The organism is Gemmatimonadaceae bacterium (genome assembly GCA_016720905.1).
Classification (GTDB): Bacteria; Gemmatimonadota; Gemmatimonadetes; order Gemmatimonadales; family Gemmatimonadaceae; genus Gemmatimonas.
In genome coordinates this window covers 1-25,168 of the sequence record JADKJT010000025.1, presented here as the reverse complement: position 1 = coordinate 25,168, position 25,168 = coordinate 1, and the positions used below count along the sequence as shown (strand labels likewise).

Genomic DNA, 25,168 nt, shown 5'->3' with positions numbered 1-25,168 from the left:
TCACGATGGCCTCAGCCGAGTCGATGGGCTTTGAGCGATTCACGTCCAACCAGCAGACGCTGCACTTCGGTGGCGCCCTCATAAATGCGCAACGCCCGCACGTCGCGGTACAGGCGCTCCACCACCTCACCCACACGCACGCCGCGCCCGCCATGCAGTTGCAGTGCGCGATCAATAATCTGCTGTGCCAGTTCGGTGGCACCCAGTTTCGCCATGGCGGCCACGCGTGTGCTGCGTTCGCTCTGGGTGTCGCGATGCCACGCGGCGCGGTAGGTCAGCAACGCCGCCGCATCGAGATCGGTGGCCATGTCGCCCAAGATGGCCTGCGCCAGCGGCTGCGCGCCCAGCGTCGTACCGAACATCGCTCGCGTGCTGGCGTGGCGTAGCGACTCCTGCATAGCGCGCCGGGCAAAACCCGTGGCCGCTGCCGCCACCGATACGCGAAAGATGTCCAGCGTGCGCATGGCAAGCGCGAACCCCTCACCTTCGGTACCAAGCAGCGCGTCGTGCGGTACCTCACAGTCGACGAACGCCAGCGTCGCCAGCGGATGCGGGGACATGACCTCGATGCGCTCGGTCACCCTAAGTCCGGGTGTGTCTGCACGCACAAAGAACGCACTGATGCCCTTGCTGCCGCTGCTGTCTGGTGCCGAGCGCGCGAAGACGCAGTAGAAATCGGCGATGCCGCCGTTGGAGATCCACGTCTTGATGCCGTTCAGTCGCCAGCCGTCGGCAGTGCGCGTGGCGCTGGTACACATCGCGCCGGCGTCGGAACCGGCATCCGGTTCGGAGAGCGCGAAGGCGGCAATGGCCGTACCCGCGGCCACGCGCGGCAACCACTCCGCGCGCAATGTCTCGGAGCCGCCCAAGGTGATGGCACCCGACCCCAACCCTTGCATGGCGAACACAAAATCGGCCAACCCATCGTGGGCTGCCAATGCCTCGCGCAACACACACAGCGCGCGTGAGTCGAGCGCTGGCAGCTCGCCGCCCCATGCCTGCGGGACGCAATAGCGCAGGTATCCGGCCGACCCGAGTCGCCGCACCCACTCTCGACAGGCGTCGTCCACCGACGCCTCATCCACCACCTGCGTGCCGACCCACTCGGTCACGGCGGCGCCCAGCGCGCGATGCGCGTTGTCGAAGAACGGCCAGGTCAGATGCGCGAGTGTGCTCATGCTCAGTTGCCCTCGAACACCGGAGGGATCTTGGCGGCGAACGCGTCAAATGCGCGGCGGAAGTCCTGCGTACCCATGCACAGCGCCTGCGCCTGCGCCTCCATCTCAATGGCGGTCTCCACCGACACGCTCCATTCCTGCTGCAGCATGGTTTTGGTCATGCCGTGCGCGAAGGCCGGGCCGTTGGCCAGTTCGCCGGCGCGACGAACGGCGTCGGCCAGCAACGTGGTGCGTTCGACGATGGCGTTGTAGAATCCCCACCGTTCGCCTTCGTTCGCGTCCATCACACGTCCCGTGTACAGCAGCTCGAGGCGCGCCCTGCCCAAGGATGCGCGGCAGCAAGGCACACGCGCCCATGTCGCAGCCGGCCAATCCCACGCGGGTGAACAGAAAGGCCGTGCGCGCCTGCGGGGTGGCCAGGCGCATGTCCGACGCCATGGCGAGAATGGCACCGGCGCCAGCGCAGACGCCATCCACCGCCGCAATGATGGGCTGCGGACAGGCCCGCATGGCTTTCACCAGATCGCCTGTCATGCGGGTAAACGCCAGGAGATCGGGCACCGACATTTTGGTCAGTGGCTCGATGATCTCAAACACGTCTCCGCCGGAGCAGAAGTTGTCGTCTGCTCCGGTCAGGACGATGGCGCGCACGTCCGACGCGTACACCAGCGCGCGAAACAGGTCACGCAACTCGGCATACGACTCGAACGTGAGCGGATTCTTGCGCGACGGTCGGTTGAGCGTGAGCACTCCCACGCGACCCTCATGCGCCGTGCGCCAGGCAAAGTGCGTCGGCGTGAGTGCGGCCAGTGACCGTCGCATCGTGGACATGGGGTTGGGCTCGCTCATTCGGTGGTCCTGGAGGGGCGGAACTGCGCTTTCAGGGTGTCAAGCTGTTCATGCATCAGGCGTCGATCATCGGGCGTCAACGGTGCAAACACGGCAATGATCCACTGCTCGTGCGCTTGCGCCATCGCGGCGAAGTGCCGCCGGCCAGCCGCCGTCAGGCGCACCACCGCGGCGCGCTTGTCATCGATGGCCACGCGCCGGGACACCAGGCCCTCGGTCTCCAGCGCGCGCACCAGCCACGTGACGTTGCCACCGGTGGTGAGAATACGTTCCGACAGTTCGCCCATGCGCAAACCGCCCGGCGCGCGATCCAGCTGTGCCAGCAGGTCGAACCGCGGCAACGACGAACCGAATTCACGTTTGAGGGCGCTGCCAAGGTGCTGCTCAATGAGAGTGGAGCAGGTGAATAGCCGCAACCACAACCGCAGCGATTCGTGGTCGCCTGGTGCGTTCATGGGTCGCCGCTCCCGTCCAGCAACACCGCCCGCCCACTCGGCGCGCCCTCGGGCGCGGTGCACAATGCCAGCACCGCCACGGCCACTTCGTCGGCCGTGATCATCCGCGATTGCCCGGCGTCGGACAAGATTGACTGTCGCGCCTCGTCGGCCGTGCGTCCGGTCTTCGCCACAATGCGGGCCACCGCATCGTCCACCAGATCGGTGCCTGTGTATCCGGGACACACGGCATTCACCGCCACCCCACGCCCCGACACTTCCAGCGCAAGCGCCCGCGTAAATCCGATCAACGCGTGTTTGGCTGACGTATAGGCTGTGATGTAGGGCGCACCCCAGAGGCCGGCGACGCTGGCAACATTCACGATGTGACCATGCCGACGTTCGAGCATGCTCGGCAGCACCGCGTGCGCCGTGTGCACGGCGGCCAGCAGGTGCACCGCCAGCATGCGTTCAAACAGCGCCACGTCGCTGCGCATGAACGACGCGGATTCTGCCGAACCCGCGTTGTTCACCAGGATGTCGATTGGCCCCAGCGACGCCACTGCGTGCGCGCAGGCGGCGTGCGAGGCGGCGCGATCGGTCACGTCGGCCACCACAATCGTGTGCGGCCCGCGCAACGAATCGGCCACCGCCTGTGCCCGCGCCGCATCGCGCACCAGCAAGCTGACGCTTGCTCCGGCGCCGGACAGTGCTTGCGCGATCGCGGCGCCAATGCCGCGATTGGCGCCCGTCACGAGGGCGTGCTGTCCCGCCAGCATACCGTCACGGTTCATGTCAGCTCACCTTTCGGTGGTGCGTTGTTGGTCGACGGGAGCGTCATGCGCTCGCGCTCGATCAATCGCTCGAGTTGCGACTTCCCCTGCAGGTATTGCACCGGCCATTGCGCACCCCGATAGCCAAACCGCGCGGCTTCCATCAACGTCCACGCCGGATTGGTGAGATGCGGCCGACCAATGGCCACGAGGTCGGCGCGTCCCGACGCAATGATACCATTGGCCTGATCGGCATCGGTGATGGCCCCCACGGCGATGGTCGCGATCTCCGCCTCCTGGCGGATCCGGTCGGCAAATGGCGTTTGCCACATGCGTCCAAACACCGGCCGCTCGTCTTTCACCACCTGGCCGGCCGACACATCGATGACATCGGCGCCGGCGGCGCGAAAGAGCTTCGCCATGACCACGGCATCATCATCGGTGTTGCCGCCGGTGGCCCAGTCATGCGCAGAAATGCGAACGGACATTGGTCGCTCGCGAGGCCATGCCTCGCGCATGGCGGCAAACACGCGCAGCGGAAATCGCGCGCGCCCCCCAAGGTCGCCGCCGTACTCGTCGGCACGCTGATTGGTGAGTGGCGACAGAAAGCCCGACAGCAGGTAACCATGAGCGGCATGCAGTTCCAGCCAATCGAATCCGGCCTCGGCGCCCAACCGTGTGGCCGTGGCGAAGTCGGTCACCACGCGGTCCATGTCGCGCCGCGTCATGGCGTGTGCCGTTTGCGACACGCCGTCCAGATACTGCACCTCCGACGCCGCCAATAGCGGCCACGCGCCGGCCTCAAGCGGTTGGTCGATGCCTTCCCACATCTTTCTGGTGGCGCCCTTGGCACCAGCATGACCAAGCTGCAGTCCGATCTTGGCCGGGGTGTGTTCGTGCACGAAGCGCACGGTGCGCGCCCACACATCACGATGGGCCTCGCTCCACAAGCCGGGACAGGCTGGCGTGATGCGCGCGTCGGCCGTCACGCACGTCATCTCGGTCATCACCAGGCCCGCGCCACCGGCGGCTCGCGCTCCCAGATGCACCAGGTGCCAATCGGTGGGTGTGCCGTCGGCATCGGCCGAGTACTGGGCCATCGGCGATACCACGATGCGATTGGGGAGCGTGACACCGCGCACGGTGAACGGCGTGAAGATGGCCGGAGGGGCGACGGCTTCCGGCGGCACCGTCACGCCGGACTGCTGCGCAAACCAGCGTTCGAACGTCGCGACGTACTGCGGGTCGCGCACCCGCAGGTTTTCGTGCGAAATGCGCTGCGAGCGGGTGAGCAGCGAGTAGGCAAATTGCTCGGGGGCCAGTCGCGCATACCGATCCACGTGCTCAAACCACTCGGTGGAATTTCGGGCGGCGTTTTGCAGCTTGAGCACTTCCACCGCTCGTTCCGCCTGATAGCGGCGCAGCGCGGCCGGCAAGTCGTCGGGAGCAGCGGCAATCTGTGCGTCGATGGCGATGGCGTCTTCGAGCGCCAGTTTGCTGCCGGAGCCGATGGAGAAGTGGGCGGTATGGGCGGCGTCGCCCAGCAGCACGAGTGGCACGCGTCGCCCGTCAGCGTCGAGCCAATGCACCCACTCCGCGCACGTGACGCGCGGGAACCGAATCCACTGCGCCGAACCGCGCAGGTGGGCCGCATTGCTCCAGAGCGGCGCGCCGCCCAGCAGGTCGGCGAAGAGTGATTCGCAGAACGCCCGCGATTCGCTGTCGGACATGTCAGAAATTCCGGCGCGCTCCCACACCTCGTACGGCGTTTCGACGATGAACGTGCTCGTCTCTCCGTCAAACTGATACGCGTGCGCCTGAAACCACCCGGCTGGCGTTTCCGCGAAGGCAAAGGTGAAGGCATCGAATCGACGAGGGGTGCCCAGCCAGACGTAACGACACCGCCGCAGGTCGATGTCCGGTCGGTAGGTGCTGGCAAATCGTTCACGCAGCCGACTGTTGATGCCGTCGGCCACGATCACCAGATCGGCGCGCTCCGCGGCGATGGACGTCTCGATGGTTTCGGCCGGCGACTCGTGCTCAAACCGAAGTTGCACGCCCACCGCCCGGCAACGCTGCTGCAGGATGGCCAGCAACGCCTTGCGACCGATTCCGCTGAATCCGTGGCCGCCCGATCGCATCGTGCGCGCCGCGAAGTGGATCTCGATGTCATCCCAGTGGTGGAGCGCGTCGGCGATGGCCGTAGCGCTCTCGGGGTCGGCGGCATGCAGGTTGGCGACCGTCTGGTCAGAGAGCACGACGCCCCAGCCGAACGTGTCATCGGGCTTGTGTCGTTCGAGCACCGTGACAACAGCGCGCGGATCGCGGCGCTTCATGAGCAGCGCCGTGTACAGTCCGCCAGGTCCTCCACCCACGACCAACACGTTCACGAAGGGCGCTCCTGAGGCGAGAGCCAGATGGTACGACAAAAAGCTTTAAATATCAAGGAAATCGGTATCTGGGCCATTTGGTCTGTCGCGAATACGCAACACATCGTGTTGTTCGCGCCAGACAAGCGAGCTGGAGTGCGACGTAACAAAATGTGTAAAGTGTTTATTTACAACGTTTTGCAGTTCATGAAAAAATATTTATGGTAGAGTTCGCCATTGGAATGACTTGTGCGATAAGGGAGGACGAGAGCCGCAGATCACGCGCTGAACGCGCCAAGCCACCCCTCGAAGAGGAAGTCCAATGAACGTCATGCGCCAAAAGGTTCGTCTGCTGACGGCCGCCGCCGCATTCGTTATCTCCAGTGCCTCGACTGCTCAGGCACAGCTGATCACCTCGTTTGGCGCCCTGAACCCGCCGGTCACCACCATCACCGACTTCGGGCTGCATAACACCAGTGTGAGCAGCGGGCACAGTGCGACCATTGGCGGGTCGAGCAATGTCCTGATGAATTACACCGGCGGCTCCGGGCTGTACTTCGACTATTGCGGCTGGGGATTGGGCGACAACGGATCGACGTGCGGCAATTCTCTCGGTATCAATCAGGCCGGTCTGCTGCGCTTCTCGTTCAACAACGGTCCGGTGAGCGGCGTCGGCATCATGCTGAACTACGCGCCGCCGTACGGTAACACGTTCATCCGCGCCCGCGATTCGTTCAACAACATTCTGGCGGAATACGAGATGTCGGCCAGCGCCCCGATCTCGGGCAACGCCTACGCCTTCCGCGGTATCCAGTTCAACACCGCCAACATTGCCAGCTTCGAACTTGAAGGCACTGGCGGTGTGTCGCCGATCATGGAGAGCCTGTCGTTCACCGCGTCACCCTCCACGACCGTGCCGGAGCCGGGTTCGGTGGCCCTCGTTGCCGCTGGACTGCTGGGACTTGGCGGGTTTGCCCGTCGGCGCAAAGGCCAGACGGCCTGATACCGACCGGACTTGATGTGACAACGGGGGCGCCGACAGGCGCCCCCGTTGTCATTTCAGTCCGCGCCTCCCAAGGGCCTAGCGTTTCTGTCGTCGGACCGTCGAATCGGGGACAAAGTCAAACGGCAGTTGCATCACCTGCTGCACCGGTCGACCTTGCCGCATCGCCGGCTTGAAACGCTGGCTGCGCAGCGCCTCGCGCACCGGATCGACCAGATCCCGGTGCGTTGTCGTCACCGCGCTGAACGTCTCGATGATCACGTTGCCGTTCACACCGACGATGAACTCGGCCAGTAGTCGTCCCGGCGCCTGTGCCTCGTAGAGCGAATCCGGATATTCCGGATGCACGAGGACGAGCGAGTCGATGCGCGCGGCGCTGTCGACGTCCGCTGCCGTGTACACCCGAAGCTCGTCCAGCAGCCTGGCAATCTGCGCCGCTGGGGAGACTTCGCCGTTCTTCCGTTTCGGCGTGTTGGCTTTTCGCGGCTCGCCGCGTCGAGTCCAAAGCAAGATCGTTCCGCACGAACTGCTGGCCCGCTGATTCCCCTGGAACTCCACGGGCACGCTGGCGGTGCCGTAGACCTCGACGCCGTCAAACGACTGCGGGTCGAGCGCGTCGAGATCGATGTCGGTGGCGAAGAGACCCTGACCGTCAAGCCACACCAGCGGCGAGCATCGGCTGCCCCGCATGCGCACAGTATTGGTTTGCAACCGCGAGTTGATTCGCATACCGGGAATGTCGCGCAACAAGTCGGTCATGTTGTGCGGTGCGCGTCGTTCGATCTCGGCGTGGGTGAAGAAGCGGCCACTCCCCGTGCTCCGGCGATGGTAGAACCCCGCCATGGGTCCCTGCACATCCCGCCGCCCAACCACGGTGACGGGCGCCAGGTCGACGGCGATGCGTTCCATGGTCAATACGGTATCCAGGGTCTTCCCCAAGGCCGCTGCAACACGCACCGAATCCGGGCGGTATCCGATGCGCCGCACGCGCAACCACGCCCCTTCCACGGGGACACGCGTGACGGCAAACAGACCACGTTCATCCGACTCGAGCAGCGGGTCCGCAGGTGCCACGCGCATTTGGGCGCCTACTACCGGCACGCCGCTGACGGACCGCACCTGAAGCCGTACGGCGCCGCCTTCCGTTGCGCGCTGTGCATCGATGGCATGGCTCGCGCCGCACACACTGGTCAATGCGACGAGGATGCGAACGTGCAGGGCGGCGTGACGCAGATCCATGCGACCTCGCAGTGAGGGGACGCTGTAGGATAGCGCCGGATTCCGGCCGCGCCTAGCGGGCGCGGCCGGCGCTCGCGTCAGGAGATCGGATTCTTGACCTTGACCGGTGGTACATAGATCGGCGGCAATCCCAGTTCCTGCAACAGGCTGTTCAATGCCTTGATCTCCGTGGCTTCGAGTTGCTGCAGGCGCTGCAGTTGCACATCAACCTTGCCCCCGAGGTCGTCGAGAATCTCGCCGTGCTGCTTCGTCGGCGCTGCGTCCTGTCCCAGCACCTGCGAGTTGAGCGACAGCATCATGTTGTACAGCTTGATGGGGAAGTGCAGCGTGGCCTGATCGTCGTGGTTGAACCAGTCCACCAATTCGGTACGCACCACCTCCAGATGTTCCCGCACCGGCGTCGCCGCCTCCTTCACCCGCTTGGCGTAGTCCTGTTCGGACGACTGGTCGACGCGCACATCGATCTGCTTCTGCAGGTCTTCAATGCGTTCGAACGATTCCACGATGCTGTTGAGCCGGTCCTGGACCTTGAGTCCCAGATCGAATGTCTGCTGCAGGTCGGCCGTGGTCGCGCTGAGCCGCGGATCGAGCTTGACCGTGAACGCCTGCGTGAGCGTGTCCTTCCCCACCACCAGACGCACGCGATACTCACCGGGCACCACCGTTGGTCCGTTGAGGGTGCCCATGTCGTTCACCACGGTGCTGATCCGCTTGGCGTCCGCGTACCGGAGATTCCACCAGAACCGGTTGCTCCCGGCGCGCGTGGTCACGATGGAATCCGACGCCTGATAGGCCATCGAATCCGCTGGCGCCTTCTGGGTCGAATCAACATTGCCCTTGCCCTTGAATCGTCGCACGACGGCACCGCGCGCATCGAGGAATTCGAGGGAAACGGCGTCCTTTGGCGGCTCCTTGAACCAGTAGTCCACCAGCACACCGTCGTACGGATTCTCGCCGGCGCCACGACCGCCGCCGTGCCCCCCGGCAAAACGATAGGCCACGCTTGGCTGGAACAGGTGCCTGGACTTCGCGGTCACCGTGTCGTGCATCTGACGCAGCAGCGCGATGTCGTCCAGCGCCCAGAACGCGCGGCCGTGCGTGGCCACCACGAGGTCGTTGCCGTGTACGCGCACGTCGCGCACACTGGCACGCGGCAGGTTGAGCTGCAATGTCTCCCACTGCACGCCGTCATTGAACGACACGAAGACGCCCGTCTCGGTGGCCGCGAACAGCAACCCGCGTCGCACGACATCCTCGCGAATCGATCGCGCGTAGGCGCCCATGGGAATTCCGGCGTCGATACGCGTCCACGTCTTGCCGTAGTCGCTGGTCTTGTAGAAGTACGGACGGAAATCATCCAGCTGATAGCGCGTGGCGGACATATACGCGACCGCCGGGTCGAACCGCGACGGCTCGATGCCGGTGATGCGCGTGTGCCTGGCCATCGCTTTCGGCGTCACGTCTTCCCACGACGTTCCGCCGTTTCGCGACAGATGAACCCGCCCGTCATCCGAGCCAGTCCACAGCAGCCCCTTGGTGGTGGGTGACTCGGCCAGCGCGTAAATGGTGGCATACCATTCGGTGCCGGTCATATCCTTGTGCACCGGTCCGCCGCTGGGTCCCATCGTCGCGGTATCGGCGTATGTGAGATCGGGTGAAATCTTTGCCCAACTCCGCCCTTCGTTGGTGGATTTCCACAGGTGCTGCGACGCCGCGTACAGCACCGTGGGATCGTGCGGTGACAGCATCACCGGGAAGGTCCACTGGAACCGATTGGGCACATCCTTCACCGCGATGCCGTCGTAGTTGTTGAGCCACACGGCGATGTCGTTCGACTGCTGCGTACGATTATCGTGGCGTGTCAGCATGCCCGTATAGCACCCCCCGTAGGTGATGGCGGGGTTGCGGGGATCCACCGCGATGTGCGCATTCTCGCACCCGGCAACCGGCCACCAGTCGCGCTCACCGATCGCGCCGAAGTCCGAGCGCGAGGCGATGGACACGGTGCTGTTGTCCTGCTGTGCACCGTAGAGGCGGTAGGGCCACTGGTTGTCGGTGATGACGTGATAGAACTGCGACGTGGGCTGATTGTTCATGGCCGACCAGCTCTTGCCGCCGTCCAGTGACACGGTCGCGCCGCCATCATTGCCGTTGATGAGTCGGTCGGAGTTTTTGGGGTCCACCCACATGATGTGGGTGTCCCCGTGCGGAACACGGTTGCGCGTGAAGGTCTTCCCCCCATCGATCGACCGCCACACCTGCAGGTTCATCACGTAGACGGTGTTCTCATTGGTGGGGTCGGCCGTGACGGCCGAGTAGTACCACGGGCGCACCTGGAACTGTTGCTGGCCGTTGGTGCGTATCCAGCTGTCACCGCCGTCGTCAGAGCGGAAGATGCCGCCCAACGTGTCCTTGGCTTCAACGGACGCATAGATGCGCCGCGGATTGGCCGGAGAGACGGCGACACCGATCTTGCCGATGAGCGCTCTGGGCATCCCCGGATTCTTCGTGAGTTCAGTCCACGTGTCACCCGCATCGGTGGACTTCCACAGTCCGCTGCGACCACCGCCGGCCTCCATCCCCCACGGTGAGCGCTGGAACTTCCACATCGCCGCAAACATGATGCGCGGATTGGTGGGATCGATGGAGAGATCGGTGGCGCCGGTGGAATCGTTGATGAACAGGATCTTCTTCCAGGACTTGCCGCCGTCCATCGTGCGAAAGACGCCGCGTTCCGGGTTGGGGCCGAACGCATGGCCGATGGCCGCCACGTAGGCGATATCCGGATTGTTCGGATGCACGCGAATGGCGGTGATCTGGTGCGTTTCCACCAACCCCAGGTGCTGCCACGTTTGGCCGGCGTCGGTGGAGCGATACACCCCGCTGCCGTACGTGAGATCTTCGCGCAGCTGCGATTCGCCGGTGCCCACGTATACCACGTTGGGATCGGACGGCGCCACGGTGATGGCGCCCACCGATGAAATGTCCGACTTGCCGTCGGTGATGTTGTCCCACGTCATGCCGGCATTCGCCGTCTTCCACACGCCGCCGTTCACCGATCCCATGTAGAACACCAAGGGCTTGGTGGGGTCACCCGCCACGGCATCGACGCGGCCGCCACGGAAGGGTCCCACCAGGCGCCAGCGCAGCGCCTTGAAGTTGCGATTGGTGGCGTTGGGGTCGGAGTAGAGCGCGGGGTTGTACGGTGGTGCGGCGACCGCGGCAGGGGCGGCGGCGCGGGCCGCACGTTGCGCGAGCAAGGGCGCGAAGCACAACGGGGCGGCCAGTCCGCCGAGAACGGCGGCGGCCACGCGAGAGAACGGGAGGCGGATCGTAAGCATGAGCCGTGAACGTGACGGAGGCGGGGGTGCAAGGTCGAATGCCGGAGTATGTCTCCAGCGCCCACGATGCACCACCCGCCTCCGCGACGATGTCCGCGGCGTTGCCGCGTCAGTCCCTAGACGATATCGAAGTTCATCATCATCCCCATGTCCTCATGCACGAGATTGTGGCAGTGCAGGAGGAAGCGTCCGCGGTTGCGATCGAACGCGGCCATGACCGAGACCGTTTCACCAGGGTGCACCAGCACGGTGTCCTTCCAGCCTTGCTCCCACGGGAAAAGCCGGGCGCGCCCTCCCACCCGCTTCAGGACCTGGAACTGCACGGCGTGCATATGCACCGGGTGCGCGAACGGCGAGTTGTTGACGAAGTTCCAGATCTCGTAGGTGCCGAACTTCACCGTTTCGTCGACACGATCCATCTCGAACGGGCGTCCGTTGATGGTGTGCTGCATCATGGCGCTGTCAAAGGTGAAGGAGCGGGTCTTGGCCGCACGCGCCGGGTCCAGTTTGGGGACCGCGGGAAGCGCCATCGGCTTCCACGGCTCCGGAGTGACCTCCTTGGTGACTTCAAACTCCACCAGTTTGAGCGCGCTGCCCTGCGGGATGCCGCCGGCACCCATGCGGCCTCGGCCTCCCCCCATGCCCGCCATCCCGCCCATGCCACCCATCCGTGCCGGTGACGCGAATTCGGCGGATTGCAGCATGACACGTTGACCGTCGGGGATCTTGCCGAAATCCACCAGCAAGTCGGCGCGCTCGCCGGTACCAAGGTCGATTGACGTCAGGGTGGCCGGTTCCGGCAGCAAGCCACCGTCATTGCCGATCAGCGTCATCGGCATCTTGTTCGAAAACTCGAGCCGCAGGATGCGTGACGTGGAGGCGTTGATGACCCGCAGTCGATACGTGGTGGTTTCCACGGCCATGAAGGGCAGACGCACGCCGTTCACATAGGGCGTATCGCCGAAATAGCCCTCCATCTGTTCATGCATGGCGGGTTCGAACACGAACGCGCCCTTGGCATCCAGTCGCTTGTCCTGGATAATGACGGGCAGTTCGCGCGACTCCGGCGGGAACCCCAGCATGTCTTCCTTGGTGTCATCCACGAACAGCAGGCCCGCCATCCCGCGATAGATCTGCACGCCGGTGCGATGATGCGGATGCGCGTGATACCAGTAGGTGCCCGCCCGATTGATCACCGGGAACGAATATTGATAGCTGCCCCCGGTGCCAACCGCGAGACGTGGATGACCGTCGGCCGCTTCGGGGACGAGCAGCCCGTGCCGATGCAGGATGGATGGCTCCGGCAGCATGTTCTCGAACCGAATGCGCGTGGTGTCACCGGTGCGCATGCGGATGGTGGGGCAGAGCGGTCCGTCGCCCACGCTCCAGACATCGGCCTTCACGCCTGGCGCGACGTTGATTGTGTGCGCGGTCGCGGTCAGCGTCAGATCGCCACCGGAGAGCACGGGTGGCAGGATCAGGGGCGCGCGTTCGAGTGCGGGCGTCCATGCATCATAGGGCGCCAGCAACGCGCTCATGGGGCGGGTCAGTGAGAGCGCGCCGGCGCCACCCACCACTTCGAGAAAAGTTCGACGATGCATGAAGGTCCTCGGACGTCTATGGGTCGCGGCCCTCGGAATCACGCCGCGCGTTCACAGTGTGATTCGGATATTCGCAGAAGGATGTGCGGAAAAACCTTACAGGGTGTCATCAAAAAACGAGTTCAATCTGCCCATTTCTTGTCGAATGGCGACCTCTGAGAAGCGCTACTTTCGGTTCGCCGGCCTCCCCCGCAACTCCGCAATCGCCGCCCCGTCCTTCCGCGGATCGGACGCACCCGAATTCACCCCGGACGTGAAGTCCCGCAGCACCGCCTGCCCCGCTCCCATGCGCGTCGAGGAATAGTCGCCGCGCATCACGATCTGATGCCCGAGCGCCGCCAGTGCCGCGCGAGTCGACTCGGGAATACGCGACTCGAAATTCACGTCGCAGCCGTCAAACGTTTCCTTGGAAAACCGCGGCGCGTCCAGCGCACCCTGCACGTTCATCCCGAAGTCGACAATGTTGGACACGAATTGCGCATGGGCCTGGGCCTGGTTCCATCCTCCCATGATGCCGAAGGCAATGCGCACGCTGTCCTTCTCCATGAAGGCCGGAATGATCGTGTGCAACGGCCGCTTGCGACCGGCCAGCAGATTCGGGGAGTTGGCATCGAGCGAAAACCCACCACCGCGATTGTGCAACACGAAGCCGCCACCGTCCACCGCCAGTCCCGAGCCGAATCCCACCGTGGAATAGTTGCTCTGAATCAGCGAGATCATGTTCCCCTCGCGGTCCACCACGCTGATGTACGTGGTGCCGTGATCGGTGGAAGAAGGCGTACCGGCGCTCACCGAGCACGCGGCGCGGTCGGCAGTGATCAGTTTCGCGCGCGCCGCCGCGTACGGCTTGGAACGCATCGCATCGACCGGCACCTTGGCAAAGCGCGGATCGGCGTCATACCGCTGCATATCGGCATACGCGAGCTTCTTCGCTTCGATCATCAGGTGCAACGCCTTCGGGGTATTGTGACCGGCGGCGCCAAGCGGAAACGTCTCCATGATGTTCAGCATCTCGAGCGCCGCGATGCCCTGGCCGTTGGGCGGCAGTTCGTACACCGTCCATCCGCGATACGTGGTGGATATCGGGTCCACCCATTCGCCGTCGAATTCGACCAGATCGGCCGCGGTCATCGTGCCGCCGTGCCGCGTGGACGTGGCAAGGATCTTCCTCGCGACGGTACCGCGATAGAAGGCGGACTTGCCACCGGCCGCGATCTGTCGATAGGTCCACGCCAGTTCGGGATTTCGAAAAATCTCACCCACCAACGGGAGCCGGCCATTGGGCAGAAAGGTATGCGCGGTTGGCGCATCCGCCTTGAGCACTTGCTCGCTGTCGCGCCAATACACACTCACCACTTCGCCCACGGGAAACCCATGCACGGCGTAATCGATTGACGGCGCCAGGACATCGGCAAACGACTTGCGCCCGAAACGGGTGAGCAACTTGTCCCAGCCGTTGACCGCGCCCGGTACCGTGACGGTGTTGATGCCGCGCTGCGGCATGGTGGTGATGCCCTTGCCGTTGAGATACTTCGCCGTGAGGCCGGCCGGCGCCCATCCGGACGCGTTGAGCCCGTACAGCTTGCCGGTCTTCGCGATATAGACGATGGCGAACAGGTCGCCACCGATACCGTCGTTCATGGGCGCCACCAGGCCCATCATGGCGTTCGTGGCCACGGCCGCATCAATCGCATTGCCGCCCTGTTCAAGAATGCGCGCACCCACCTGTGATGCCAGCACACTTTCGCTGGCCACCACGCCCAACGCCGAGGACACCATGGAGCGGGACTGCGAACGATCTTGAGCGCCGAGGTTGTGATTGGTGAGCAGTGCGGAAAGCGAGAGCGCAGCAATGCTCGGGACGGCGATGCGCGGCGTGATCATCGATGGGACTCCAGACGGGACGGTTGCGTGGTAGCGGACGACCAGTGGCGCGAGGGCGCCCAGAGAGAATACGCCCTTAGCCGCGTCGCCGCACCGCCTTCACGACCTCCAGGACGCACAAGGGAATCACGCCCACCGCGAACAACAGTGCACCATCGCCAAACGAGAGGGGGGTCGTCTTGAGGAAGCGGCCCAGCGTCGCGTTGTGCTGGGTCAGGAGCTGCAGTCCGAGTGAGACCGCGACGACGAACACCAGCCGTGGATTGGTGAACAGCGACGTGCGCCACACCGCACGCGTCTCGCTTCGGGCGCCGAACGAGCGCACGAGCTCTTCGAACACCAGGACGGTGAATGCCCACGTGCGCGCCACGGCGGGAGGCTGCGTCCGCAGCACGATGGCATAGACGGTGAACGCGACGGCCGCCGTGAGGCATCCCGTGAACAGCATGGTACGGAGGAAGCGCGGATCGGCGATGCGCGCGCCGCGGTGGCGCGGCTGGCGCGTCATGACATCGGGGTCGACGGGATCGGTGGCCAACGCCAGCGCGGGCAGCCCGTCGGTCACCAGATTGATCCACAACAGATGAATCGGCAGCAGGGGCGCCGGCAATCCGATCACCACGCACAGGGCCATCAGCAGCAGCTCACCGGTATTGCCCGCCAGCAGGTATTGCAGGGTCTTCCGGATATTGTCGTAGATGTTGCGGCCTTCCTCCACTGCGGTCACGATGGTGGCGAAGTTGTCATCGGTGATGATGATGTCCGCCGCCTGTTTGGTGACCTCGGTCCCCGATCGTCCCATGGCAATGCCGATATCGGCCCCTCTGATGGCCGGCGCATCGTTGACCCCATCGCCAGTCATGGCCACTACCGCGTCGTTCGACGTCCAGGCGCGGATGATGCGCAGTTTGTGCTCGGCGCTGACGCGCGCGTACACCGCCACGCGCCCGACGCGATCCCGCAATACCTCCTCCGACATCTCGTCCAAGTCCGCTCCCGAAACGACCTCGCCATCGGCGGTCACGATGCCGATTTCGCGCGCCACGGCCGTGGCGGTTTCGGGGTGGTCGCCGGTGATCATCACCACGCGAATACCGGCGGCATGACAGGTGGCGATCGCCGACCGCACCGCGGGACGCGGCGGATCGTGCATCCCCGACAGTCCCACGAACACGAGTTCACTTTCGATCGCGTCCGCCGAAACATCGGCCGGTAGGGCATGCCCCATGTCGCGCTGCGCCGAACCCAGGACCCGGAGCGCTTGTCGCGCCATGTCGGACGTCTGGGCCAGGAGATGCTTTCGATCGTGTCCGGTGAGCGGACGTACGCCGCTGGCGGTGTAGAGCTGCGTGCAGCGATCCAGCAGTGGCCCGGGCGCGCCATGCACGTACGCGCGAAGCGAGCCGTCGGCCATCCGCCGGACCACTGAACTGCGTTTGCGATCGGAATCGAATGGGATTTCGTGCTGTTTGGGCAGGTCGCGCTCAATCTGCGCGCGGTCGCCGCCGAGTTTCGTCCCCGCAACCAGCAGTGCGCCTTCCGTCGGATCACCAATGGTGTGCCAAACGCCCTCGGACTCGACCAGGTGGGCGTTGTTACAGCCCAACATCACGGTTGCCAGCTCGAGGAGCGGCGCCGGATGCGGCATCTCGGTGCCCTCGGCCGTTCCCCGAACGCGCACTTCACCGACGGGTGCGTAGCCCTCGCCTGTGACGTCATACGCGTGTCCGGATACATACAGCGCGCGCACCGTCATCTCGCCGAGGGTGAGCGTTCCGGTCTTGTCGGTGCAGATGACATTGGTTGACCCGAGGGTCTCGACGGCGGCGAGCTTGCGTACGAGCGCGCGCCGTCGCGCCATCCGGAGCACCCCCAGCGAGAGCGCCACGGTCACGACGGCAGGAAGGCCCTCCGGAACCGCCGCCACGGCGAGACTGACGGACGTCAGGAACAACTCCAGTGGTGCGGTGCCGCGGACCAGGCCGAGCACGAACAGCAGCCCCACGATGGCGAGGGCTGCCCAGAGCAGCACGCGCCCGAACGCATCCAGCGACACCTGCAGCGGCGTCCCTTTTGACGCGCCGGCCTCGCCCAGCAATCCCGCAATGCGACCCAGTTCCGTCCGCATTCCCGTTGATACGACCACGGCCTGCGCGGTCCCAGTGGCAACCGCCGTGCCCATGAAAACCATATTCGTGCGATCGCCCAGCGCAGCGTCGTCGGCAACGAGACGGTCTGGCGCCTTGCGGACCGAGTCGGACTCCCCCGTCAGTGCCGACTCGATACAGGTGAACGACGCCGCGGCGAGCAACCGAGCATCGGCGGCAATCAGATCACCGGCCGCGAGCGCCAGAATATCACCGGCCACGATGTCGGCGGCGGGGATATTCGCGATTCGACCATCGCGGCGCACCTTTGCCATCGGCGCCGTCATCTTCTTCAACGCGGCAATGGACTGCTCGGCGCTGAATTCCTGCCAGACGCCGATGACGGCATTCAACAGCACGATCGCAAAGATGGCGATCGCATCGATCGCGTCACCGAGCGCGCCAGAGACGAGGCCGGCGGCCACCAGGATCCAGACGAGCAGGCTCTTGAATTGGCCGAGGAAGATCCGCCACACGCTGACGCGCGGGGCCTCCACCAGCACGTTCGGGCCGTCGGCCACAAGACGCGCCGCCGCATCGTCTGACGGCAGGCCGCTGGCGGATGCGTGCAACTGCGCCAGAACGTCGGCGGACGTCTGCTGATGCCAATGGGGGATGTCGACGTGCTCAATCATGGGATTCGTGCCGAACGGCCAATACGGTACATTCAACTATACTCCAATTGCCCCTTATTGCACGCACGGTGACGACATGGCACATCGCGAAATGCACCGCACCGAGCACATCGGCTGGCTTCGAGCCGCTGTCCTCGGCGCCAATGATGGTCTGATTTCCACCAGCAGTCTTGTTGTTGGCGTAGCGGCGGCGCAATCGGCGCGCGAGCCGGTGCTGCTGGCGGCGTTGGCGGGTTTGGTGGCCGGTGCCCTGTCGATGGCCGCCGGCGAGTACGTCTCGGTGAGCTCGCAGTCCGATACCGAGCAGGCCGATCTCTCGCGCGAACGCGGGGAGTTGGCGGCCGATCCCGAATACGAACTGTCCGAGTTGGCCGGGATCTATGTCGGTCGGGGACTGACGCCCGAACTGGCAGGGCAGGTTGCCGTTCAGCTGACGGCGCACGACGCGCTCGGCGCCCATGCGCGCGACGAGTTGGGGCTTTCGCACATGACGCGTGCACGACCCCTTCAGGCTGCGTTGTCGTCCGCCGCGGCGTTCGCCGTCGGCGCCGCCTTGCCGCTGCTGCTGGTCGTCTTTCTGCCCCTGTCCGGACTCTCGATGATCGTGGTGGCTGCGTCGCTGGTGTTGTTGGTCGGTCTGGGCTCGCTGGCGGCCTATCTGGGGGGCGCCCCCATGTGGCGTGGTGCGGCCCGCGTGGCGTTCTGGGGAGCGATGGCGATGGGTGCCACGGCCTTGGTGGGGCGGCTCTTCGGCACGGTCGCGTAGGACATCAGCGGATTGACATAGGGGTGGGGGGTATATACCCTCAACACACTTTCACATTGCAAGGAGTGCTCCATGACGCAGCTCACGATGCACATCAGTGGCATGTCCTGTGGCCACTGTGTTGGCGCCGTCAAGAAGGCCCTGGAGGGGTCGAAGGGGGTCACGGTCGATCAGGTCGCCATTGGCAGTGCGACGGTCCACTACGACGAAGGCGCCACATCGCCCGACCAGATCAAGCACGCCGTGGAAGCGGAAGGCTACGCGGTGACTTCGGCGGCATGACGGCCACGAAGTGGCTGGTGGTGGGCGGCGGCCTCGCGCTCATCGCGCTGATCAACTGGTATTTCTTCTTCGCCGAGCGTCCGGTGACGACCGACGGAGCGACGAAGCCACCGTGAGTGCGCCGGAGACCATCCGCATCCCGGTCACGGGCATGACGTGCGCGGCGTGCCAGTCGCGCGTTCAGCGTACGCTGCAGAAGCAACCGGGCGTCGCCGACGCGACGGTGAACCTGATGATGCAGAACGCCACCGTCACGTTCGACCCGCAATCCATCTCACCCACGAAGCTCGTTGAGGCGATTCGTGACTCGGGATACGGCGCGGAACTCGCGTCGCCCGACCAGACCGCGTTTGAGGAACAGGACGCGCGCGATCGCTCAACCGATGACGAATTCCGCGCGTTGCGCCTGAAGGCCATCGTCAGCGCCATCGTTGGCCTGCTGGTGATGGTGCTTTCCATGCCGCTCATGAGCAACCGGGCGATGGACATGTCCGGCGCCGCCGCCGTGGTCGATCCGTTCATGCGCTGGGTCATGGAAGTCATGGACCCCGCGCTGCGCCGCGTCGCGCCGTGGTTGTATGCGCTGCCGGCGCAGGGGATCTCGTGGGCACTGCTGGTGATCACCGTGGTGGTGATGGCCTGGGCCGGGCGTCACTTCTACACGCATGCGTGGGCGGCCTTTCGCCATCACGCCGCCGACATGAACACCTTGGTGGCGGTGGGCACCGGTGCCGCCTTCGTGTACTCCGTTGTGGCCACCGTGGCACCGCAGTTCTTCCTGACGCGTGGCATAGCGCCGGATGTGTACTACGAAGCGGTGGTCATCATCATCGCGCTCATCCTCACCGGCAACATGTTCGAGGCGCGCGCCAAGAAGCGCACGTCGGCGGCCCTCCGTCTGCTGGTGAATCTGCGCCCCAAGACGGCGCGTGTGCTGCGCGACGGACTCGAGGTGGACGTGCCGGTGGAACAGGTGATGCGCGGCGATGTGCTGACCGTGCGTCCCGGTGAACGCATTGCAGTGGACGGCGAGATTGTCTCGGGTGAGAGCGCCGTGGATGAAAGCATGCTCACCGGCGAATCGCTGCCGGTGGCCAAGCGTGCGGGTGATCACGTCATTGGCGCCACCATCAATCGCACCGGCGCCTTTCGCTATCGCGCCACCACCCTGGGCTCGGACAGCGTGCTGGCGCAGATTGTGAAGTTGATGCGCGACGCGCAGGGATCGCGAGCTCCCATTCAGCGACTGGCCGACCGGATTTCGGGGATCTTCGTGCCGGTCGTGATGTCATTGGCGGTGGTCACGTTCGTGGTGTGGTTTCTGGCGGCAAGCAATGCCCCTGGGGTGCGCGCGTTTGCTGCGGCCGTGGCGGTGCTCATCATCGCCTGCCCCTGTGCCATGGGGCTTGCCGTGCCCACGGCTGTCATGGTGTCCACCGGCAAGGGCGCGGAGCTTGGCGTGCTGTTCAAGGGTGGCGAGGTGCTGCAGCGTGCCGGCGATATCACCACGGTGGTGCTCGACAAGACTGGCACCGTGACAGAAGGTCGACCCACGGTCACCGATGTAGTGGCGGCGCCCGGCGGCGCGTTTGACAGTCAGGCGCACACGCCCGACGACCTGCTGGCGATCACCGCGTCGCTGGAAACGCTCAGCGAACACCCGCTGGCCGACGCGATCGTACGAGAGGCGCGCACGCGCGGGCTTGCCGTGCAGGCTCCGCAGTCGTTTGAATCGCATACGGGGCGCGGCGCCATTGGTGTGGTGGACGGGTTCGCGGTCACCGTGGGAAACGAGTCGCTGCTGGCCGACTATGCCGTTGATGTCACTCCGCTTCGCGCGGTGGCGAACCAGCTCGCCTCCGACGGCAAGACACCCATGTTCATTGCGGTGGATGGCGCCCTGGCCGGCGTGATTGCCGTGGCCGATCCCATCAAGGCGTCCTCACGTGCCGCGATTGGGCGTCTGCACGTGATGGGGCTCGAGGTGGTGATGCTTACCGGCGACCATCAGCGCACGGCCAACGCCATCGCGAAGGAAGCGCAGATCGATCGCGTGGTGGCCGGCGTGTTGCCCGAAGGGAAAGTGGCCGAGATCAAGCGGCTGCAGGCCGAGGGCAAGGTGGTGGCGATGGTGGGCGACGGTATCAACGATGCACCGGCATTGGCGCAGGCCGATGTGGGCATGGCGATTGGCACGGGCACCGATGTAGCCGTAGAGGCCGGTGATGTGGTGCTCATGCGCGGTGACCTGCACAGCGCCGCGCAAGCTATCGAGCTCTCGCGTCGGACCATGCGCACCATGCAACAGAATCTGTTCTGGGCGTTCCTGTACAACGTGATTGGTATTCCCATTGCAGCCGGTGCGCTCTACCCCGCGTTTGGACTGCTGTTGAGTCCCATTCTCGCCAGCGCCGCCATGGCGTTCAGCTCGGTGAGCGTAGTCACGAACAGTTTGCGCCTGCGCGGCGCGCGGATCGCGTGATGGCCGTCGCCAGGAAAGCGGTCATGAAGAAGGCTGTCGCCGTGTCGAGCGATGCCAAGGAGCGCAATCGCAAGCGCCTGCGTCGTATCGAAGGGCAGGTACGTGGACTGCAGAAGATGGTGGAGGAAGACCGCTACTGCGCGGACATCATGACGCAGATCTCGTCGGTGCACGAAGCGCTACGCAGCGTGGGTCGGGAACTCATGCGCAATCATCTCAAGCACTGCGCCACCTCAGCCATCCGATCCGGTGATGCGAGGGCGGAAATCATGTACGATGAGCTGGTGGAGATGATGTACACGCACAGCCGGTAGCCAGCCCCGGCCGACTCTGCCAGGTCCCGTGCTGATCGGCGGCACCGCCCGTCCACGGCCGGGGTGAAAAGAAGGTGCCAGCCTCAGCTTTTAGCGATCTGATCGTCGATACCAGGTCGGCGCGCCCTGCCCCGCGCTGTTGCGGTCTCCAACAGGACGACACATGATTGCGGCTTGAGACTACTCCGATTGGTGTGTCGCTTGCGATCATGTTGACCGATCGGCGAGTCTTATCGGCGGAGATGACCATGCAGCGACGCTATTCGTTCAACGGCGGCGGCCGGCGGGCTGACGGAGCGGGGGTCGGTCACGACGCCGTTCGCCAGGGTCAGCACTGCTCCTTGCGCTGTCCGTCGGGTCACTCGCGTGCGACGCAGCATGGCAACGTGGACGTCCTGGTCATGAATGGTGCAGGCGTCGGCCTGGGCAACATTCCCGTTCTGGTTCAGGCCACCACCATCGGCGCGATCACGAACCTGTCCGGGCGTGCGGAGCTGTCCGTCCCCGAAGGTGTCCACACGGTGGTGGTGCGAGTGATTGGTTGCCCTCCGCAGTCCCGCACCGTGACGGTGCCCGCCACCGGGATCGTCGATGTGGTCATCCAAACCGAGTGCGCGCCGCAATTCGACAAGGTCGTCACCGGCGCAACGTCCTCAGAGTTGATAGCGCTGCTCGACCTCGGCGTGGACGTCTCCGGCACGGCCGCCTGCCAGAATGATTTTGCGCCGCCGTTGCAGGGAATCGGATCGGTCATCGTTCCCGGCAATGCCACCGCGGCGGATGCCGCCGGCGCCGCGTGTCACCTGGCGTTGTTGCTCCTCGCGCATGATCGGGCGCCCACCTGCGTGAATGGCGCCGCGGAAATTCCGTGGACGAGCGCGCTGGGAGACGCGGTGAGCGCGACGGTGCCACCGACATGACTGCCACTGCCGGCACGGATCATTGTCAGCGATCCGGCGATTGACACCGAGTCGGAACGACAGGCAATGCGCGGGCTCATCCGGGATATACACCTCGGCGAGGCGATGCTGGTGCTGCAGAACAGCTTTGCCGGGATCGAGTTGGTTGATGACGTCAATCCGGCGGTCGAACCGCAAATCGAGTTCGCTCCATTGCACGCAGGGCTCCTTCGTGGGGGATGCGCGAACGCATCTGACATCAGGGCCCAATCGGCGCTGTACGCCGCTGGCCGACTCAACATCTATTACCTGCACGATGTGGTCGACGAGACGGGCGGTGACAAGGCCGGTTACACGTGCGTGACGTCGGACGCCCCCAACATCATCCTCATGGATGTCGATACCCAGCAGCCAAATACCCTGGCGCACGAGATCGGGCATGCACTCGGGCTGTTCCGGCCCGACTGGGGGCACGGCGAGGAATACGTGGGGTTCTACCGGAGCGAGGGCGGTGATCAGTACAACGTCATGGCGCAGGGCCTGCCGGCATCGCCCAGTATTTCTCGGTGGGTCAGGTGGCCCAGATGCACTTGAGCGTTGACTCCTGGCTCAATCGCTCTTCCGCCAACAATGGATCGACGCTGCGCCAACGGTACGCCGATCCAGCGATCCCGCTGGTCTCGGTCTGCACATGCCCCGAGACGGCGGCCAATCCGGACTGTCCGGCAATGACCCGTGACATCGCGCGGTCGGGCACGATGATCACGTCGACCGCGGTGAAAGCGTGCACCGTCACGCCGACGACGGGGGCCGTCAGCCTGTGCCGCGGGACGAGCATCGATGTCAGCGCCACCTTCTCCCAGGGCGGCACATCAACGACGCGGGGGAACAGGATGTGGGTGAGCCTGGCTCCGACCGTTGTTTCGGTGAAGGACAATTCCGCGGTGATTCCCGCCAACAGTTTGATGACGGGTCGCCTGACGGCGCACGCGGTCGGCTCGGCGGTGGTGCGCGCGTACGTGGATGGGTCGTTCGCGCCGATAGCCGTGACGGTTCGCGATGCGGGCACTCCCGGACGCTGATCCAGAGCCATCCCCGGAGACGTGGAACGTGGTCGCGCGCTTGCCGGCGCGCCAGCGCGGTCGCGCTGCTGTCACTGGGGTGTCAGGACCCGTCGCGGAACCAAACGGTGCTGCCGCACACGGCGCAGCAGAATGCCGTGGACACCATCGTGTACGCCTGGATGCAGTGTCAGGACTGTCTGTCCAGGGAACGCGACCGAGTCATGTTGCTGGGAGACTCCGCCGTGCCTCGCCTCCGAGATATTCTGATCAATGGGCCTCCACCGAGCCACATGGAGTCAATTCAGAAATCGCTGCAATACCTGGTGAGTCACGCTGATTCCGGACGCGTCCCGTCCAATACGGTGGTGGCCGCACAACTGGAAGCGTTCCGAACCATGTATCGGATTCGCGCGGCGTCGGCGCTCGCTGGCATCAGCAACGCTTCAGCAGTGTCTGCGCTCTGCGCGGGAGTGGCGCCTTCCGCGCCTGGTTCGACACCGCAGGTCGCCGCGAGCGCGCGGGTTGCCGAACTCGGTGGCAGTTGTCCATGAGCACGCCGATGGCGACGCCGCCCTCGGCGTTGACGCCAGCCCCGACGGACGCGACCACGCCTGAGACGCTTTCGCCATCATTCCTTGCGGGACTTGGTGAGCGTTTTCAGCTTGAGCGAGAGATTGGACGCGGTGGGATGGCGACTGTCTGGCTCGCCCATCGACGCGGTGACGAACACCCCGTTGCCCTCAAGGTGTTGCGCCCGGTGTTTGCTGATGCGATCCCCGCGCAGCGCTTCCTCCGCGAGATTCGGATCGCCGCTGCGGTGAAGTCTCCCGCGCTCGTGCCGCTGCTGGAGTCGGGAGAGATCAACGGTGTGCCGTACTATGTGATGCCGTTCGCGGACGGGGGCTCGCTGCGCGAGTTGCTGCGGAAGGAGCGGCAACTCTCCATCGATCACGCGCTTGAGATCACGCGCGCGATTGCCATGGCACTCGGCGCTGCATCAGGAAGGCTTCGTGCATCGGGACATCAAGCCGGAGAATGTGCTCCTCTCTGGCGATGGGAAGGCGCTTCTCGCCGACTATGGCATCGCGCATGCGGTGAGCGCAGTCGAGCGGGACGGCTTCACGAGCACCGGGGTGGTAATAGGGACTCCGCTCTACATGAGTCCGGAGCAATCGGGTGGCGGGCCGATTGACGGGCGCAGCGATATCTACTCGCTGGGGTGTCTGCTGTACGAGATGCTGGCGGGCGACACGCCGTTTCACGGTGCGACGCCCCAAGCGATCCTCGCCCGTCACATGTTGACCAACCGCCCTCCCTGCACATTGTGCGCGCTTCGATCGCCCGTGGCTGGAAGGCCTCGTGATGCGGATGCTCGCCAAGGTTGAGGCAGACCGTTTCCAGACCGCCGACGAGTTTCTGGACGCGCTCGACGCACTCGGCACCGCTGGGGAACGAATCGGCGCGACGGATGTGCGATTGGCCAAACGGACCACGCGCCGCCGGCGTGCGGTGCTCCCACTCGCCGCGATCGCCCTCATGGCTTCGACGGGTGTGCTCTACCACGGCGTGTATTTCCGACCGGTGCCGCTTGATCCCGACCGGGTGATTGTCTTCCCCTTCGCCACGGTCGGGTCAACGGCAGAACCCGAGTGGGCACAGCTCCCGATGTTGGTCGGCAGTGCCCTCGAACGCACGGCGTCGACGAAGTGGCTGGACGGATATGCGTTGATGGGCGACGAAGAGCGCACGCAGAGCGGCGGACTGTCAGCCAATCGCCTGCGCGCTATCGCGCGTCGCGAGCACGCACGGTATTTCCTTGATGGTTCGGTTTCACGCAACGGCGACCTCCTGTCCGTGCAGGTTCGGCTTCACGACGCGAAGGCTGGCCTGATCATCGATAGCAAGACT

21 protein-coding genes and 1 pseudogene are annotated in these 25,168 nt (G+C 64.9%); 10 read left to right on the top strand and 12 right to left on the bottom strand.

The genetic code is table 11. The features are described from left to right. Positions 1-11: 11 nt before the first annotated feature. The 5 genes and pseudogenes from IPP90_16255 to IPP90_16235 form a co-directional block, all read right to left on the bottom strand. Positions 12-1,178, bottom strand: a complete 1,167-nt coding sequence (locus IPP90_16255) for an acyl-CoA dehydrogenase family protein (protein ID MBL0172241.1) — start codon at positions 1,176-1,178, stop codon at positions 12-14. A gap of 2 nt (positions 1,179-1,180) precedes the next feature. Beyond that, positions 1,181-2,027 (bottom strand): annotated as a pseudogene (locus tag IPP90_16250) (enoyl-CoA hydratase family protein). Further along, entirely contained in the window at positions 2,024-2,482 is a 459-nt protein-coding gene (locus IPP90_16245; GenBank protein ID MBL0172240.1) for a MarR family transcriptional regulator, read from the bottom strand. Before IPP90_16245 ends, IPP90_16250 begins: the two are co-directional and overlap by 4 nt. After that, positions 2,479-3,255, bottom strand: coding sequence for an SDR family oxidoreductase (locus IPP90_16240; protein ID MBL0172239.1), 777 nt, complete (start codon positions 3,253-3,255; stop codon positions 2,479-2,481). The genes IPP90_16245 and IPP90_16240 overlap by 4 nt, the downstream gene beginning before the upstream one ends. Then, a complete protein-coding gene (locus IPP90_16235) occupies positions 3,252-5,624 on the bottom strand; it encodes a bifunctional salicylyl-CoA 5-hydroxylase/oxidoreductase (protein MBL0172238.1) in 2,373 nt (790 codons plus the stop codon). The genes IPP90_16240 and IPP90_16235 overlap by 4 nt, the downstream gene beginning before the upstream one ends. A gap of 301 nt (positions 5,625-5,925) precedes the next feature. Between IPP90_16235 and IPP90_16230 the strand changes: the two genes are divergently transcribed. After that, entirely contained in the window at positions 5,926-6,606 is a 681-nt protein-coding gene (locus IPP90_16230) for a PEP-CTERM sorting domain-containing protein (GenBank protein MBL0172237.1), read from the top strand. Between the two features lie 78 nt (positions 6,607-6,684). On the opposite strand, the gene IPP90_16225 is transcribed toward IPP90_16230, so the two are convergent. From IPP90_16225 to IPP90_16205, 5 genes are all read right to left on the bottom strand, one after another. Further along, positions 6,685-7,845, bottom strand: coding sequence for an energy transducer TonB (locus IPP90_16225; GenBank protein MBL0172236.1), 1,161 nt, complete (start codon positions 7,843-7,845; stop codon positions 6,685-6,687). Positions 7,846-7,922: 77 nt separating this feature from the next. Beyond that, positions 7,923-11,186 (bottom strand): glycosyl hydrolase, encoded by a 3,264-nt coding sequence (locus IPP90_16220; GenBank protein MBL0172235.1) that lies wholly within the window; start codon positions 11,184-11,186, stop codon positions 7,923-7,925. 116 nt (positions 11,187-11,302) lie between these two features. Beyond that, a complete protein-coding gene (locus IPP90_16215) occupies positions 11,303-12,787 on the bottom strand; it encodes a multicopper oxidase family protein (GenBank protein MBL0172234.1) in 1,485 nt (494 codons plus the stop codon). A 165-nt stretch (positions 12,788-12,952) separates the two neighbouring features. Then, positions 12,953-14,671 carry a gamma-glutamyltransferase gene (gene ggt, locus IPP90_16210; protein MBL0172233.1) on the bottom strand — a complete coding sequence of 573 codons (1,719 nt, stop codon included), beginning with the start codon at positions 14,669-14,671 and terminating at the stop codon, positions 12,953-12,955. A 76-nt stretch (positions 14,672-14,747) separates the two neighbouring features. Further along, on the bottom strand, positions 14,748-17,453 hold the full coding sequence (locus IPP90_16205; GenBank protein MBL0172232.1) for a cation-translocating P-type ATPase: 2,706 nt from the start codon (positions 17,451-17,453) through the stop codon (positions 14,748-14,750). A 76-nt stretch (positions 17,454-17,529) separates the two neighbouring features. On the opposite strand from IPP90_16205, the gene IPP90_16200 reads away from it, so the two are divergent. The 6 genes from IPP90_16200 to IPP90_16175 all read left to right on the top strand — a co-directional run bounded on the left by IPP90_16200 (position 17,530) and on the right by IPP90_16175 (position 22,790). Then, positions 17,530-18,219 (top strand): VIT family protein, encoded by a 690-nt coding sequence (locus IPP90_16200; protein ID MBL0172231.1) that lies wholly within the window; start codon positions 17,530-17,532, stop codon positions 18,217-18,219. 72 nt (positions 18,220-18,291) lie between these two features. Beyond that, entirely contained in the window at positions 18,292-18,501 is a 210-nt protein-coding gene (locus IPP90_16195; protein MBL0172230.1) for a heavy-metal-associated domain-containing protein, read from the top strand. A 151-nt stretch (positions 18,502-18,652) separates the two neighbouring features. Then, entirely contained in the window at positions 18,653-20,983 is a 2,331-nt protein-coding gene (locus IPP90_16190) for a copper-translocating P-type ATPase (protein ID MBL0172229.1), read from the top strand. A gap of 23 nt (positions 20,984-21,006) precedes the next feature. Further along, the gene (locus tag IPP90_16185) at positions 21,007-21,297 is read left to right on the top strand and encodes a metal-sensitive transcriptional regulator (GenBank protein ID MBL0172228.1); all 291 of its coding nucleotides are present in this window, start codon (positions 21,007-21,009) and stop codon (positions 21,295-21,297) included. A 248-nt stretch (positions 21,298-21,545) separates the two neighbouring features. Continuing rightward, the gene (locus IPP90_16180) at positions 21,546-22,217 is read left to right on the top strand and encodes a hypothetical protein (protein MBL0172227.1); all 672 of its coding nucleotides are present in this window, start codon (positions 21,546-21,548) and stop codon (positions 22,215-22,217) included. A 66-nt stretch (positions 22,218-22,283) separates the two neighbouring features. Next, a complete protein-coding gene (locus IPP90_16175) occupies positions 22,284-22,790 on the top strand; it encodes a hypothetical protein (protein ID MBL0172226.1) in 507 nt (168 codons plus the stop codon). On the opposite strand, the gene IPP90_16170 is transcribed toward IPP90_16175, so the two are convergent. After that, positions 22,768-23,265: a hypothetical protein gene (locus IPP90_16170; GenBank protein ID MBL0172225.1), complete on the bottom strand. Its 498-nt coding sequence runs from the start codon at positions 23,263-23,265 to the stop codon at positions 22,768-22,770. The genes IPP90_16175 and IPP90_16170 overlap by 23 nt on opposite strands. Before the next feature lie 120 nt (positions 23,266-23,385). On the opposite strand from IPP90_16170, the gene IPP90_16165 reads away from it, so the two are divergent. Beyond that, positions 23,386-23,811, top strand: a complete 426-nt coding sequence (locus IPP90_16165) for a hypothetical protein (protein ID MBL0172224.1) — start codon at positions 23,386-23,388, stop codon at positions 23,809-23,811. Positions 23,812-23,888: 77 nt separating this feature from the next. Here the strand turns inward: IPP90_16165 and IPP90_16160 are convergent, their stop codons facing one another. After that, a complete protein-coding gene (locus IPP90_16160; GenBank protein MBL0172223.1) occupies positions 23,889-24,212 on the bottom strand; it encodes a hypothetical protein in 324 nt (107 codons plus the stop codon). A 58-nt stretch (positions 24,213-24,270) separates the two neighbouring features. Here IPP90_16160 and IPP90_16155 point away from each other — a divergent pair, with 58 nt between their 5' ends. After that, a complete protein-coding gene (locus IPP90_16155) occupies positions 24,271-24,645 on the top strand; it encodes a serine/threonine protein kinase (protein ID MBL0172222.1) in 375 nt (124 codons plus the stop codon). Continuing rightward, positions 24,620-25,168: hypothetical protein (locus tag IPP90_16150; protein MBL0172221.1), on the top strand; the 549-nt coding region annotated here is incomplete at its 3' end. The genes IPP90_16155 and IPP90_16150, both read left to right, overlap by 26 nt.